Here is a 13,197-nt window from a genome sequence, read left to right on the forward strand (position 1 = left end):
GCGCACCCCACCGACCCGTTTCGCCCGGAGGGCGGCGCGCCCGGCGTACCAGCGGCAATAACCGGGCGTGGCGACCCCGCCGTCGGCCGGCCCACGATCAGGCGGGGGTGTCGCGGCGGGGTGGCCGCCCGGCGGCGGCGTCACGAGGACGCACCGGCGCCACCGCCGACCGCGGCGTCCGAGTCGGCCGCGCGGGGAGCCCGCCGACGCCGCTTGCGCGGCGGCGGCACCAGGGCGGACAGGTCGCCGCCGGTGTCGTTGAGCCGGACCAGGAACGGCCGCAGCGGCGTGAACCGGATCGCGGTCACCGACGCCGGGTCGGCCACGATCCGCTGAAAAAGATCCAGGTGTACGCCGAGCGCGTCCGCCACGATGGCCTTGATCACATCGCCGTGGCTGCAGGCCAGCCACACCGCCTCGGGCCCGTGTTCGGCGCTCACCCGGGCGTCCCACGAGCGCACCGACGCGACCGCCCGCGCGGCCATCTCCGCCATCGCCTCCCCACCGGGGAACACCGCCGCACTGGGGCGCTGCTGGACCACCGGCCAGAGCGGCTCCTTCGCGAGCTTCTTCAGCGGCTGCCCCTCCCAGCTGCCGTAGTCACACTCGATCAACCCGTCCTCGACGACCGGGGTGGCCTGCGGAAGCGCCAACTCCAGGGTCTGCCGGCAGCGGATCAGCGGGCTGGTCACCACGGCGGCCAGCGGCACCGCCCGCAACCGCTCACCCGCCGCGGCGGCCTGGGCGCGCCCGGTGTCGTCCAGCTCGACCGGTTGCCGGCCGGCCAGGCCGCCGTCGGCGTTCGCCGTGGTCCGGCCGTGTCGCAGAAGCAGAAGGGTCGCCACGGAGACCACCCTATGACCTGCGTCCCACCCGGGACGGCCGCGGGCTCCGAGCCACCACCTGAGGTACGCGCCGCCGGGGGTCGGTGCCGCCGGCCCGCGCTTCATGATCGACTCGGTTTTCAGGAAGTCGGGCTGTCCGACCGTCCCGGACAGCGCGATGTCAAGAAAGTCGAGTCGATCATGCCTGGCGGGCGGCGGGCGGCGGCGGGCGGGGATGACGACCGCGGCCCCCGGTCCCACCCGGAGGCAGGGCCGAGGGCCGTCGACGGGTCGGTCAGGTGGCGTCGATCGAACCGGTCAGCAGCAGCGCCAGGACCAACGTGCCCAGCGCGACCCGGTACAGCACGAAGACGTACAGGGTGTGGTGGGCGACATAGCGCAGCAGCCAGGCGATGGCCGCGTACCCGATGCCGAAGGCGATGAGGGTGGCCACGATCGTCTGGGCCACCGTGGGCACGGAGGTGCCCGGGGCGGAGGGCTCGAAGACATCCCCCAGGCTGAACACGCCGGACATCACCACCGCCGGGATGGCCAGCAGGAACGAGTACCGTGCCGCCGCCTCCCGGGTGAGGTTGAGCAGCAGGCCGGCGGTGAGCGTGCCACCGGAGCGGGACACCCCGGGGACCAGCGCCATGGCCTGGGCGAAGCCCATCACGATGCCGTCCTTCATCCGGAAGTTTTCCAGGGTGCGGGTCTGCCGCCCCCAGTACTCCGCGAACGCCAGCACGAAGGCGAACACGATGAGCGTGGTCGCCACGACCCACAGGTTGCGCCCGGCGGTCTTGATCTGGTCCTTGAACAGGAAACCGAACAACCCGATCGGAATCGAGCCGACGATCACGTACCAGCCCATCCGGTAGTCGAGGCTGGAGCGCACCGAGGTGTCCCGGATGCCCACCAACCAGGTCCGGGTGATCCGCCAGATGTCCTTGGCGAAGTAGATCAGCACGGCCGCCTCGGTGCCGAGCTGGGTGACCGCGGTGAACGACGCGCCGGCGTCCCGGTCGAAGAAGATCGCCGAGGTGATCCGCAGATGCCCCGACGAGCTGACCGGAAGGAACTCGGTCAGTCCCTGGACGATGCCCAGGACGATGGCCTCAACCCAGGTCACTCGCCGACTCCCGAGAGCTCAAATGCCTCCGCGACGGTACGCAGGGTCTGCACGCCGCTGTCCCGGTCGGCCACGAACAGGGTCACCGACAGCGTGGTGACGCCCGCGGCAGCGTACTCCCGCATCCGCTCGGCGACGCGCTCCTTCGGGCCGAGCAGGGAGGTGCGGTCGATGAACTCCATGGGTACGGCCGCGGCGGCGTCACGCTGCCGCTTGGCCAGGTACAGGTCCTGCACGTCGCGGGCGGCGTCGCCGTAACCCATCCGGGTGGCGAGCTGGTTGTAGAAGTTCTGCTCGCGGCTGCCCATGCCGCCCACGTACAGCGCGGCGTACCAGCGGACGAGCTCGGCGCAGGAGGCCACGTCGTCGCCGATCACCACGGGCACCGAGGGCACCACGTCGAACCCGGCCAGTTCCTTGCCGACCTTGGCCCGGCCGGCGCGGACCGACGCGAGCTGCTCATCGGCGAACTCCGGGGCGTAGAACACCGCCAGCCAGCCGTCGGCGATCTCACCGGCCAGCTCCAGGTTCTTCGGGCCGACCGCGGCCAGGTAGATCGGTATGTGCTCGCGGGGTGGATGGAAGCCCAACCGCAGGGCCTTGCCGGGGCCGTCCGGCAGCGGCAGCGTGTAGTGCTGCCCGTCGTAGGCCACCTCCTTGCGGGCGATGGCCAGCTTGACGATGTCGACGAACTCGCGGGTCCGGGCGAGGGGCTTGGCGAAGCGCACGCCGTGCCAGCCCTCGGAGACCTGCGGACCGGAGACACCCAGGCCGAGCCGGAACCGGCCACCGGAGAGCGCGTCGATGGTGGCGGCGGTCATGGCGGTGGCCGCCGGCGTACGGGCGGGGATCTGCATCACCGCGGCGCCGACGTCGATCCGTTCGGTCTGGCCGGCCATCCAGGCGAGCATGCTGGGCGAGTCGGAGCCGTACGCCTCCGCCGCCCACACCACCGAATAGCCCAGCCGGTCCGCCTCCTGGGCCAGGGCCAGATGGTCGGCCGGCGTGCTCCACGCTGTCTGGTATCCGAGACTGAGCCCGAGTCGCACTGGTCCTCCCCCATCCGTGGCACAGGTCGCACCAGGTTACGCAATGCCGAAAACGGACTCGATCACCGGCTCTCCACGAATGCTCCCCCCTCCATCGGGGCAGCCCAGAGCGGCGGAACCGGCAGAACCGGCGAAGATACGGGAGCGAGGATATCCGTAGCGCCAGGTTCGAAATAAGGTTCACCCATGCAACAGCGACCGCTCGGCCGAAGCGGGCTGGCGGTTTCCCGGCTCGCGCTCGGCACCATGACCTGGGGCCGGGACACCGACGCCGACGACGCGGCCGCCCAGCTGAAGAGTTACCTCGACGCCGGGGGCAACCTGATCGACACCGCCGACGTGTACGGCGACGGCGACGCCGAGTCGGTGATCGGCTCGTTGCTGGGCTCCCTCGTGCCCCGCGACGAGCTGCTGATCGCCACGAAGGCGGGGTTGCGTCCGGGCAGCGGCCGACGCCGCGACGGCTCCCGGGGGCACCTGCTGCGGACGTTGGACGCGTCGCTGCGTCGGCTCGGCACCGACCACGTCGACCTGTTCCAGGTGCACGGGTACGACCCGGACACCCCGCTCGAGGAAACCCTGGCCGCACTGGACCACGCGGTGGCCAGCGGCAAGGTCCGCTACGTCGGCGTGTCGAACTTCTCCGGCTGGCAGACCGCGCGGGCCGCCGCCTGGCAGACCGCCTGGCCGGGCCGTGCGCCGGTGGTCGCCACCCAGGTGGAGTACTCGCTGCTGGAGCGGGGCGTCGAGCGGGAGGTGCTGCCCGCGTGCGACGCGCTCGGCCTCGGCCTGCTGCCCTGGTCACCGTTGGGTCGGGGCGTCCTCACCGGCAAGTACCGGCACGGCCGTCCGGCGGATTCCCGAGCCGCGTCGCCGCACTTCGAGCGGTTCGTCTCGACGTACCTGGAGCCGCGCTGCTCCAGCATCGTCGAGGCGGTGGCGACGGCGGCCGGTGGGCTGGGGGTGTCGCCGCTGGAGGTGGCGTTGGCCTGGATCCGGGACCGGCCGGGGGTGACCGCGCCGATCCTCGGCGCACGGACGGTCGGGCAGCTGCTCGGCGCGCTCGGAGTGGAACGGATCACCCTGCCCGAGGAGATCACCACCGCGCTGGACGACGTCTCGGCGGTGCCGCTCGGCTACCCCGAACGCGACGGCTGACCGACGCGACCAGGTCACGGCGGCAGCCGTGCCGATCCGGCCCCGCCCCAAGCCCCACGCCGCGCCCCGTTCCGAAATCCGCGCAACTACCCCGATGTTGCGCGGATCTTCCTCGCCCGGGGGCGCGGCTTCAGGGTGTTGGGCGCTGTCCGGGGAGGTCGTGGATCGCGGTCAGGAAGCGCGACTGGTCGTCGCGCAGTGCGGGCTGGGTGAGCCGGATCCACGAGCCGTCGTCGAAGACGATTGTGGACGTCAGCTGCACGAGCCCGGTCGCGCCGCGCTCCGAGTCGATGCGGGCCACCCGGTCGCGTGGCACACTCCACAGCACCCGCGGTTGCCGCCGGTCGGGACGGTCGGCGTCGGGACGGGGCCCCATCCGCAGCAGGTGCAGGTGGGTGTCGGTCACCGCCAGCGGGGTGCCCGTGTAGCGCTCCAGGAAGAGCAGCAGGCTGCCGGCGAGGGTGGCGAGGTCGCCGCTGAAGACGTACCGGCGACGGTAGGCGATCTCGGCGAGCTGGTCGGCCAGCGGGCGGTACAGGCTGAGCCGGAACAGGGCGCGGAACGCCTCCTGCTCCTCGGTGAGCGCAATCGGCTCCCGCCGCACCCGCTGGTGTGGCGGGCCCGGCGCCGGCTCGGTCGCCTCCGGGACACCGGCGGCGAGGGCACCGACCTTGCCGGGCAGCAGCAGCACGCCCGCCGCCAGCCGGACCGGCGCCAGCACCGCGTCCACCCAGACCACCGGGTTGACGATGTTGAGCAGCCCGAACAGCACCTTCGGGTCGAGCGAGTCGACGAACTCGTCGGCCATCACGTCGGCGAGCTGCCGGCCGGCCTTGTGGGTGTCCGGGGCGCGGACCGGGCCGAGCCCCACGTAGCGCAGCTCCTGCCCGGGCAGCAGGGGCGCGACCAGGGCACGTTCGGGTTCGTCGCTGGTGCGGAACTCGTCGCGCAGCTCACGGGCCCGGTCCCGGGCGGCCCGCGCGCCGCCGAGCACCGCCTCGGTGAACCGACCGAGCCGACCCCGCTCCCCTGACATCACGCGTTCCTCCCTGGCGGCCCGCCGACGGCTGCCCGAACACATTCTGTCCGATCGACGCGAGGCCGCCGCGTACCGCCTGGTCGACGATCTGCTCCCCGCCGGGCACGGAGAGGCGGCTCGGGCGCCGCTTCCGGCCAGGAGACAACACGCGGGCGCGGACTCCGGGGCACGAACCGCCCAGGGCAGCGGCGTCGATCACCCCCGAGGGGGTGGCGAACAGCCGCTGGGCTGGGCAGCATGGGTGGCATGGACTACGAGTACGCGCCACTGCGGCTGCCGCCGAACGTCGACCGGTTGACGGCCGCGGCGCAGTTGGCGATCCAGGCGGAGTTCTCCGGATGGGAGTTGGCCCGGGTGCGGTTGTACCGGGACGGCACCCGGCAGGTCGTGCTGCGACGGCGACGGGTCAACCAGCCCCAGCCGGGCCTGTCGTACTGAGAGGACGGGCGGGAACGCCCGGGGCCTCAGCGGGCCCCGGGCGTGACCCGACCTAGTGCTGGTGCCCGGCGTGGTCGTGGTCGTCGTCGAGCTCCAGGAACGGGTGCTCGTCGAGCCGGCCGACCAGCCGGTCGTCGGCCGCCGGCTGGAACGGGCCGACCGCGTCGTCATCGTCGAACGACTCCAGGTCGACGGGGGTGCCCACCTCGCTGACCATGACCACCCCGTCGAGGGGCTCCAGCTCGGGGACGTCCAGCGCGCCGAGCGAGCCGTCGCCGCTCTGCAGCAGCTCCAGCACCGCCTCGCCGACGCCCTCCACCGGTGCCGGCTCGTCGTCCTCCGGGGTGCCCTCGCGGCGGGCCGCCTCGGCCACCCGCAGCAGCGCGGCGACGCTCGGCACCCGGTAGTCGCGCCGCTGCCGCACCGAGATCACCCGGGGGTGCGGGTCGCTGGCCTCGGAGCCCTCGGGGCCGCCGAAGCGCTCGTCGGCCTCGTCCGGGTCGATCGAGTCGACATCCCACGGCGTCACCTCGCCGAAGGCGTCGAGCAACCGCTCGTCGTACGCGAAGGAGGCGTTGTTCAACGCCACGTACGCCTGCCAGACGTCGTCGTCGTCGACGCGGCCCTGAGCGGCGCGTACGGCGGCCAGGTGGTGGCGGGCCGCTTCGATCACCCGCTCGAGTGCGGCGTCCAGCTCACCGTGCTGGTCGGTCATGTGGGGCAGTCCCTTCACGTTAAGGAGGTCGCGCGCCGGGCGCGGCTAGCAGGTGCGGAGGAACCGGTCGAGAACCCGCACGCCGAACTGTAGTCCGTCGACCGGAACGCGCTCGTCGATGCCGTGGAACAACGCCGAGAAGTTCAGGTCGGCGGGCAGCCGCAGTGGCGCGAAACCGAAGCAGCGGATGCCGAGCTGCGAGAACGCCTTGGCGTCGGTGCCTCCGGAGAGCATGTACGGAACGGGGCGCGCGCCCGGGTCCTCGGCGCGCAGCGCCGCTGACATGGCCTCGACCAGGTCGCCGTCGAAGGTGGTCTCCAGCGCCGGCTGCCGCTGGATGTACTCGATCGCGATGTCCGGGCCGATCAGCTCGCGCAGCTGCCGTTCCAGCAGCTCGGACTGGCCGGGCAGGCTGCGGCAGTCGATGGTGGCGGTGGCCCGGCCGGGGATGACGTTGTCCTTGTAGCCGGCGCCCAGGCGCGTCGGGTTGGCGGTGTTGCGGATGGTCGCGCCGATGATGTTGGCGATCGGGCCGAGCTTGGCGATGGCCGTCTCCGGGTCCTCCGGGTCCAGTTCAACGCCGAGCAGGTCGGAGACCTCCTCCAGGAAGGCGCGCACGGTGTCGGTGACCACCACCGGGAAGCGGTGCCGGCCGATCCGGGCGACCGCCTCGGCGAGGGCGGTGACCGCGTTGTCGTCGTGCACCATCGAGCCGTGCCCGGGGCGGCCCTTGGCGTGCAGCCGCAACCAGTCGATGCCCTTCTCGGCGGTCTCGATGAGGTAGAGCCGCTGGCTGTCGTTGACCGAGTAGGAGAAACCGCCGACCTCGCCGATCGCCTCGGTGCAGCCGTCGAAGAGGTCACTGTGGTTGTCCACCAGGAAGCGCGCGCCGTAGTCGCTGCCCGCTTCCTCGTCGGCGGTGTACGCGAGCACGATGTCGCGCGGTGGTCGCACGCCGGTGCGCTGCCAGTGCCGCACCACGGCGAGCACCATCGCGTCGAAGTCCTTCATGTCGATCGCGCCGCGGCCCCAGAGGTAGCCGTCGCGCAGCTCGCCGGAGAACGGGTGCACCGACCACTCGTCGGCGTCGGCGGGCACCACGTCCAGGTGGCCGTGCACCAGCAGCGCGCCCCGGCTCGGGTCGGCGCCCGGGATGCGGGCCACCACGTTCGCCCGTCCCGGTGCGGACTCGTGCAGGACGGACTCCACGCCCACCTCGGCGAGCTTCTCCGCCACGTACTCGGCGGCGCGGCGTTCGCCGACGCTCGTGTCGTTGTCCCCCGTGTTGGTGGTGTCGATGCGCAGCAGGTCGCGGCAGAGGTCCACGACCTCTGCGGTGGGGTCGGGTCGGGCGGAGGCCGCATCGCTCGTCATCGCCTCTTCATACCAGTCGGCGCCGGCCGACCGTCCGGCGCACCGGTGCGGACGACCCCGACCCGCCGGCGCACCGGTGCTGACGACCTCGACCCGCCGGCCTTCCCGGACCGGCGCATCGACGGGCCCGGTTTCGCCGACCCCGGGTTCGGGTACCGCCGCCCACGACCGTACGTCCCCTGCCGGAGCTTCCGCCCGCCAGTCGAGGAGGGCACCATGTCCGCCGTTCCCCTGCCGCCGCTGCCGCCCGCACCCGCGCCCGAGGAGGGCTACCGACCCGGTGGCCGCAATGTCGCCGACATCGTCGACCGGGAGCACCGTCAACTGCTGGCGCTGCTGGACCAGCTGAGCGGCCCGGACGCCACCGGGCAGGAGGGACTGGCGGTGCTCACCGCCGCGCTGTCGCGGCACCTGTCCGCCGAGGAGCAGTATCTGCTGCCGGCGGTACGCGCCGCGCTGCCGGACGCCGCCGAGCGGGTGGACGCCGAGATCAGCGCCGACGCCAGCCTGCTCGGCGCCCTGAAGGGCCTGACCGACGAGGCGTTGACCGAGGTCGCCGAGCGGGTCCGCCACCACGTCGACGGGGTGGGCGCGCTCGTCAGCGAGCTGCGCGCGGTCGCGACCGAGGAGGAGCTGATCCGGCTCGGCAATCGGCTGGAGATCGCCGAGGAGGCGGCACCGACCCGACCGCACCCGGGCACTCCGGCCACCCCTCCGTGGAACCGGATCGTCGAGCCGGCGGTCGGGGTGGTGGACAAGGTGCTCGACGCGGTGACCCGCCGGCCGACGTACCTGGCGGACCTGCCGCAGGCGCCTCGGGAGTGAGGGGCGACGGCGATCCCTAAGTGCATTCATTATCACCGATCCACTCGGGCTATTCCGCCGACTGACGCGTAGTCCTACCGTCACGGTATGAACCTGGAGCTGCGTCACCTGCGGGTGGTCTGCGCGATCGCGGAGACGGGGAGTGTGACGAAGGCGGCGTCGGCGCTCGGCCTGGCCCAGCCGGCGCTGACCGCCCAGCTCCAGCGCATCGAGCGGACACTGGGCGGCCCGCTGTTCGACCGGGACCGGCGGGGTGCCCGGCCCACCGCGCTCGGTGAGCTGGTGCTGGCCCGGGCCCGGGTGCTGCTGCCCGCCATGAAGGGTTTGCAGGACGAGGCCGCCCGCCTGGCCGGGGCTGGCGACGCCCCGCCGTGTTACCGCTTCGGTGGGGTGAACAGCCCGATCCTGGGCCGGATGGTGCACCGGTTGGCCGCCGCGCAGCCGCCCGCCCAGATCACCACGTTCGCCTCCTGGTCGGTGGACGAGTTGGCGCAGTTGGTGGCCGGCGGCCGACTGGACTTCGCGCTCACCGGGGTGTGCGGCGACGCCAGCCCGTCGGGCGGGTTCGGGTTGAGCTGGCAGGAGGTGGCCATCGACCCGGTGTTGGTGCTGCTGCCCGAGACGCATCCCCTCGCGGCACACGACGAGGTGCGTCTGGCGGACCTGCGCCACGAACAGTGGGTGGCCGCCCCGGGCGACGGCTGCTTCGGCGACTGCTTCGCCGCCGCCTGCGCCCGCGCCGGCTTCACCCCCCGCAAGGTGTACGAGACCGACATCCGCGGCTGTGTCGACCTGGTGGACGCCGGGGTGGGGGTGGCGCTGTGCCAGGCGACGTTCCGTCCGGTGGCCGGGCTGGTGACCCGCCGGATCGCCGGCACACCGCTGCGCTGGCGGCTCCTGCTCGGCTGGCACCCGGACTCCCCCGCCGCCCAGGGCGCCGATCTGGTGTTGGAGACGGCCAAGGCGGCGTACGTCGACTCGCTGGCCCCGCATCCGGAATACCTGTCCTGGCTGCTGAGCAATCCCGGGTTCGGTGTGCGGCAACCCAGCGGGATCCGACCGGTCTGAGCGGGTATTCCCGGCCGGTGGCGGTGCGAACCGCCGTTGGCCGGGTATCTGGCGGACATGACCGACCTCTACCCGCCCGCCGACGACCGCGAACTGCTCCGCGAGGCGGCTGCCGCGCACACCGCCGCCACCCGTGCGGTGGAGGCGTTCCTGCGCCGCCTGCCGGAGGTGCCCGACCCGGCGGCCGTCACCGAGTACGCCAACCTGCTCACCCGGGAGGACCAGACCCGCTCCGAACGGGACGCCGCCGCCGACGCGGCGGGGCTGACCATCGCCAGCCTGGAACCGGACCAGGGTCAGTAGCCGGCGCGACGGTGCCGTCCCCCGCGCGGGGGACGGCACCGTCGTACGGCTCGATCAGCGTTCGACGAGCGGGTCGTGCCCCAGGTCGAGCAGCGAGTGCCGCCAGGTGTCGTCGGCGTTGCCGCGCGACGGTTTGGCGTCCATCAGCTCGCGGATCCGTTCGACCGCCTCCCGCATCACCTCGATGTCCTCCGGGGTGAGGTCGACCTTGCGCTTGTTCAGCACCTTGAGGATCTCCCGGCCCGGCTGGGGCAGGTCGAGGGTCGGGTTCGGGCCGAACGACTCCTCCCCGGAGCCGCGGGTCAGCAACCACGTCCGCAGCTGCTCCGACGGGACGTTGACCTCGGCGTGGAAGTCTTCCCAGAGCACTTCCACCTCGGGGTCGAGCCGCGCTTCGCGTACCATCGGGTCTCCTCTCGCAGGCGGTGGTTCGTCCTGGTCGGTCTTCGGATGCAGGCCCTCCGCGGGCACCCGCGTCCGGCGGGGGTTCGCGGTGGGCGGCGCCAGGATCGGGTCGGGGTGGTCGTCCTCGTCCCGGTGTCCCGCGGGCTCGTGCGGGTCCTCGGTTTCCCCTCGTCGCGCCGGCCCGCTCATCGCGGGTGCGTCGTGGTGGCGGCGGTGTACCCCCGCTCACCCGCGGTCACGTCGAAGGTGAGCGCGCCGTCGCGGACGTCCACGGTGACCTTCTGTCCCGGTGAGATCGCCGATTCCAGCAGCATGCGGGACAGGTGGTTGTCCACCTCCCGCTGGATGACCCGACGCAGCGGACGGGCACCGAACTCCGGTTGGTAGCCGTGCTCGGCGAGCCAGTCGATGCCGGCGGTGGTGAACTCCACCTGCAGGTCCTGGGCGTGCATGCGGCGGCGGGTGTCCTCCAGCAGCAGCGCGGTGATGTCGCGCAACTGCTCGGCCTCCAGCCGGCGGAAGATGATGACCTCGTCGATGCGGTTGAGGAACTCCGGGCGGAAGTTCTCCTGTAGCCGGCGCATCAACCGTTCACGCAGTTCGTCGTTCTCCTGCTCGCTGCCCACGGCCCCGCTGCCGAAGCCGACCGAGCGCTGGGCGCCGGTGATCAGCTCCGAGCCGAGGTTGCTCGTCATGATCAGTACGGTGTTCTTGAAGTTCACCGTGCGGCCCTGGCTGTCGGTCAGCCGCCCGTCGTCGAGCACCTGGAGCAGGATGTTGAACACGTCCGGGTGGGCCTTCTCGATCTCGTCGAGCAGCACCACCGCGTACGGGCGGCGACGCACCGCCTCGGTGAGCTGGCCGGCCTCCTCGTAGCCGACGTACCCGGGCGGGGCGCCGACCAGCCGGCTGACCGTGTGCCGTTCCTGGAACTCGCTCATGTCCACCCGGACCATCCGGTCCGCCTCGCCGAACAGCGCCTCGGCCAGGGCACGGGCCAACTCGGTCTTGCCGACGCCGGTCGGGCCGAGGAACAGGAAACTGCCCATCGGCCGCTCCGGGTCGGCCAGTCCGGCCCGGGAGCGACGGACGGCCTCGGCGACCGCGGAGACCGCGTCGTCCTGGCCGACCACCTTCTGGTGCAGTTGCCCCTCCAGGCGCAGCAGCCGGTCCCGTTCCTCCTCGGTGAGCTGGCTGACCGGGATGCCGGTGGACCGGGAGACCACCTCGGCGATCTCCTGCGGGCCCACCTCGGGCACCTGGGATCCGGACGAGCCGTCCTCGCCGTTCGCGCGGCGGACGTTCTCCTCCAGCTCGGAGATCCGGTCGCGCAGGGCGGACGCGCGCTCGTACTGCTCGTCGGTGACGGCCTGTTCCTTGTCCCGGCGTACCTCGTCGAGCTCCTGCTCCAACTCCCGCACGTCCGCGGCGGGCGTGCGGGTCCGCAACCGCACCCGCGCGCCGGCCTGGTCGATGAGGTCGATGGCCTTGTCCGGCAGGAACCGGTCGGTGACGTACCGGTCGGACAGTTCGGCGGCGGCGACCAACGCCTCGTCGGTGAAGCGCACCTGGTGGTGGGCCTCGTACCTGTCGCGCAGCCCGCGCAGGATGGCGATGGTGTCGTCGACGCTGGGCTCGGGCACCAGCACCGGTTGGAATCGCCGGGCCAGCGCGGCGTCCTTCTCGATGCTCTTGCGGTACTCGTCGAGCGTCGTCGCGCCGATAACCCGCAGCTCGCCGCGAGCGAGGGCGGGTTTGAGCATGTTGGACGCGTCCATTCCGCCCTCACTGCCGGCGCCACCCGCCCCGACCAGGGTGTGGATCTCGTCCATGAAGATGATCAGCTCGTCCCGGTGCGCCCGGATCTCGTCGATCACCTTCTTCAGCCGTTCCTCGAAGTCGCCCCGGTAGCGGGTACCGGCGACCAGGCCGGCCAGGTCGAGTTGGACGACCCGTTTGCCGAGCAGGGTCTGCGGCACGTCGCCGTCGCAGATCCGTTCGGCCAACCCCTCGACGATGGCGGTCTTGCCGACGCCGGCCTCGCCGATCAGCACCGGGTTGTTCTTGGTACGCCGGGACAGGATCTCCACGGCCTGCTCGATCTCGTCGGCCCGCCCGATCACCGGGTCGATCTGGTCCATCCGCGCCAACTCGGTGAGGTCCTGGCCGTACTGGTCCAGGGTGGGCGTGCCGCGATCCGGCTTGGGCCCGGTCATCGGCCCGCGCTCGGCGTTGGCGGCCTGCAACGACTCGGGTTGGATCCGACCGGCGGCCAGCATCCGACCGGCCGGCGACTCCGGGTTGAGCGGCAACGCCATCAGGATGTGCTCGGGGCCGATGTAGTTGGCGCCCATCGCCCGGGACAGCTGGTGGGCGTCGAGCAGCGCCCGCTTGGCGGCCGGGGTCAACGACAGGTTGGGCGGCACCTCGCCGCGCGGTGCGCCGTCGCCCTTCCCGCCGAGGGCGTTGAGCAGGGTGTCCGGGTCGGCTCCGGCCCGGCGTACCAGGTCACGGAGCTGTTCGCGTTGCAGCGCCGCCCAGAGCAGGTGGTCGGTGTCCAGGTCGCTGCTGTGGCGTTGCGCGGCCCGCCGGGCCGCGTCGGCCAGCATCTCCCGGGCGTCGGCGGTCATCAGTCGGGTGATGTCGACCCGGTGCGGCGGTCGGCGTCCTCCCTCGCCCCGACCGAAGTATCTGGCCAGGAATTCGTCCCACGGGTCGGAGCCGGTGTCACCGGGTCCCATCATGTCTGTCCTCCGCAGTAGGGCGCGGCACGGTCGGCAGGGGCTACCCGGCGCGCGCCCCGACAAACGCCGCGGGAGGCGGAGCACCGGCATTCCGGGAGTGGCGTCGGGCTGGGGCCGGCCGTT

The 13,197-nt window shown here is 72.4% G+C and carries 13 protein-coding genes; 5 read left to right on the forward strand and 8 right to left on the reverse strand.

Translation table 11 applies throughout. From position 1 onward, the window contains the following. Positions 1–140: 140 nt before the first annotated feature. The 3 genes from AB0B57_RS24490 to AB0B57_RS24500 all read right to left on the reverse strand — a co-directional run bounded on the left by AB0B57_RS24490 (position 141) and on the right by AB0B57_RS24500 (position 3,005). Positions 141–854 (reverse strand): histidine phosphatase family protein, encoded by a 714-nt coding sequence (locus AB0B57_RS24490; RefSeq protein ID WP_357074119.1) that lies wholly within the window; start codon positions 852–854, stop codon positions 141–143. 265 nt (positions 855–1,119) lie between these two features. Further along, complete coding sequence (locus tag AB0B57_RS24495) at positions 1,120–1,956, reverse strand: undecaprenyl-diphosphate phosphatase (protein WP_357074122.1); 837 nt, start codon at positions 1,954–1,956, stop codon at positions 1,120–1,122. Beyond that, positions 1,953–3,005, reverse strand: coding sequence for an LLM class F420-dependent oxidoreductase (locus tag AB0B57_RS24500; protein WP_357074125.1), 1,053 nt, complete (start codon positions 3,003–3,005; stop codon positions 1,953–1,955). The genes AB0B57_RS24495 and AB0B57_RS24500 overlap by 4 nt, the downstream gene beginning before the upstream one ends. Positions 3,006–3,191: 186 nt before the next feature. On the opposite strand from AB0B57_RS24500, the gene AB0B57_RS24505 reads away from it, so the two are divergent. Further along, entirely contained in the window at positions 3,192–4,163 is a 972-nt protein-coding gene (locus tag AB0B57_RS24505; RefSeq protein ID WP_357074128.1) for an aldo/keto reductase, read from the forward strand. A gap of 130 nt (positions 4,164–4,293) precedes the next feature. Here the strand turns inward: AB0B57_RS24505 and AB0B57_RS24510 are convergent, their stop codons facing one another. Beyond that, entirely contained in the window at positions 4,294–5,202 is a 909-nt protein-coding gene (locus AB0B57_RS24510; protein WP_357074131.1) for a hypothetical protein, read from the reverse strand. Positions 5,203–5,448: 246 nt separating this feature from the next. On the opposite strand from AB0B57_RS24510, the gene AB0B57_RS24515 reads away from it, so the two are divergent. Continuing rightward, complete coding sequence (locus AB0B57_RS24515; protein WP_013734349.1) at positions 5,449–5,640, forward strand: DUF5703 family protein; 192 nt, start codon at positions 5,449–5,451, stop codon at positions 5,638–5,640. Between the two features lie 52 nt (positions 5,641–5,692). Here the strand turns inward: AB0B57_RS24515 and AB0B57_RS24520 are convergent, their stop codons facing one another. Together AB0B57_RS24520 and AB0B57_RS24525 are read right to left on the reverse strand one after the other, a co-directional pair. Then, a complete protein-coding gene (locus AB0B57_RS24520; protein WP_357074134.1) occupies positions 5,693–6,355 on the reverse strand; it encodes a hypothetical protein in 663 nt (220 codons plus the stop codon). A gap of 45 nt (positions 6,356–6,400) precedes the next feature. After that, positions 6,401–7,729: a M20/M25/M40 family metallo-hydrolase gene (locus tag AB0B57_RS24525; RefSeq protein WP_357074137.1), complete on the reverse strand. Its 1,329-nt coding sequence runs from the start codon at positions 7,727–7,729 to the stop codon at positions 6,401–6,403. A gap of 216 nt (positions 7,730–7,945) precedes the next feature. On the opposite strand from AB0B57_RS24525, the gene AB0B57_RS24530 reads away from it, so the two are divergent. The 3 genes from AB0B57_RS24530 (at position 7,946) to AB0B57_RS24540 (ending at position 9,925) form a co-directional block, all read left to right on the forward strand. Next, on the forward strand, positions 7,946–8,554 hold the full coding sequence (locus AB0B57_RS24530; RefSeq protein ID WP_357074140.1) for a hemerythrin domain-containing protein: 609 nt from the start codon (positions 7,946–7,948) through the stop codon (positions 8,552–8,554). A gap of 87 nt (positions 8,555–8,641) precedes the next feature. Continuing rightward, a complete protein-coding gene (locus AB0B57_RS24535) occupies positions 8,642–9,622 on the forward strand; it encodes a LysR family transcriptional regulator (RefSeq protein ID WP_357074143.1) in 981 nt (326 codons plus the stop codon). A 57-nt stretch (positions 9,623–9,679) separates the two neighbouring features. After that, entirely contained in the window at positions 9,680–9,925 is a 246-nt protein-coding gene (locus AB0B57_RS24540) for a hypothetical protein (protein WP_357074146.1), read from the forward strand. Positions 9,926–9,979: 54 nt separating this feature from the next. Here AB0B57_RS24540 and AB0B57_RS24545 read toward each other — a convergent pair whose 3' ends face one another. Then, positions 9,980–10,330 carry a DUF3140 domain-containing protein gene (locus tag AB0B57_RS24545; RefSeq protein ID WP_357074149.1) on the reverse strand — a complete coding sequence of 117 codons (351 nt, stop codon included), beginning with the start codon at positions 10,328–10,330 and terminating at the stop codon, positions 9,980–9,982. Between the two features lie 185 nt (positions 10,331–10,515). Continuing rightward, the gene (locus AB0B57_RS24550; RefSeq protein WP_357074153.1) at positions 10,516–13,074 is read right to left on the reverse strand and encodes an ATP-dependent Clp protease ATP-binding subunit; all 2,559 of its coding nucleotides are present in this window, start codon (positions 13,072–13,074) and stop codon (positions 10,516–10,518) included. Between the last annotated feature and the right edge of the window lie 123 nt (positions 13,075–13,197).

Origin of the sequence: Micromonospora sp. NPDC049101, from assembly GCF_040648675.1 — a bacterium.
In the GTDB taxonomy this organism is placed as follows: Bacteria; Actinomycetota; Actinomycetes; order Mycobacteriales; family Micromonosporaceae; genus Micromonospora.

Excerpts from the sequence above, each read along its gene's own strand:
- AB0B57_RS24505 (WP_357074128.1), top strand. The coding sequence starts at position 3,192 with ATGCAACAGCGACCGCTCGGCCGAAGCGGGCTGGCGGTTTCCCGGCTC.
- AB0B57_RS24515 (WP_013734349.1), top strand. The coding sequence starts at position 5,449 with ATGGACTACGAGTACGCGCCACTGCGGCTGCCGCCGAACGTCGACCGG.
- AB0B57_RS24520 (WP_357074134.1), bottom strand. The coding sequence starts at position 6,355 with ATGACCGACCAGCACGGTGAGCTGGACGCCGCACTCGAGCGGGTGATC.
- AB0B57_RS24525 (WP_357074137.1), bottom strand. The coding sequence starts at position 7,729 with ATGACGAGCGATGCGGCCTCCGCCCGACCCGACCCCACCGCAGAGGTC.
- AB0B57_RS24530 (WP_357074140.1), top strand. The coding sequence starts at position 7,946 with ATGTCCGCCGTTCCCCTGCCGCCGCTGCCGCCCGCACCCGCGCCCGAG.
- AB0B57_RS24535 (WP_357074143.1), top strand. The coding sequence starts at position 8,642 with ATGAACCTGGAGCTGCGTCACCTGCGGGTGGTCTGCGCGATCGCGGAG.
- AB0B57_RS24540 (WP_357074146.1), top strand. The coding sequence starts at position 9,680 with ATGACCGACCTCTACCCGCCCGCCGACGACCGCGAACTGCTCCGCGAG.
- AB0B57_RS24545 (WP_357074149.1), bottom strand. The coding sequence starts at position 10,330 with ATGGTACGCGAAGCGCGGCTCGACCCCGAGGTGGAAGTGCTCTGGGAA.
- AB0B57_RS24550 (WP_357074153.1), bottom strand. The coding sequence starts at position 13,074 with ATGATGGGACCCGGTGACACCGGCTCCGACCCGTGGGACGAATTCCTG.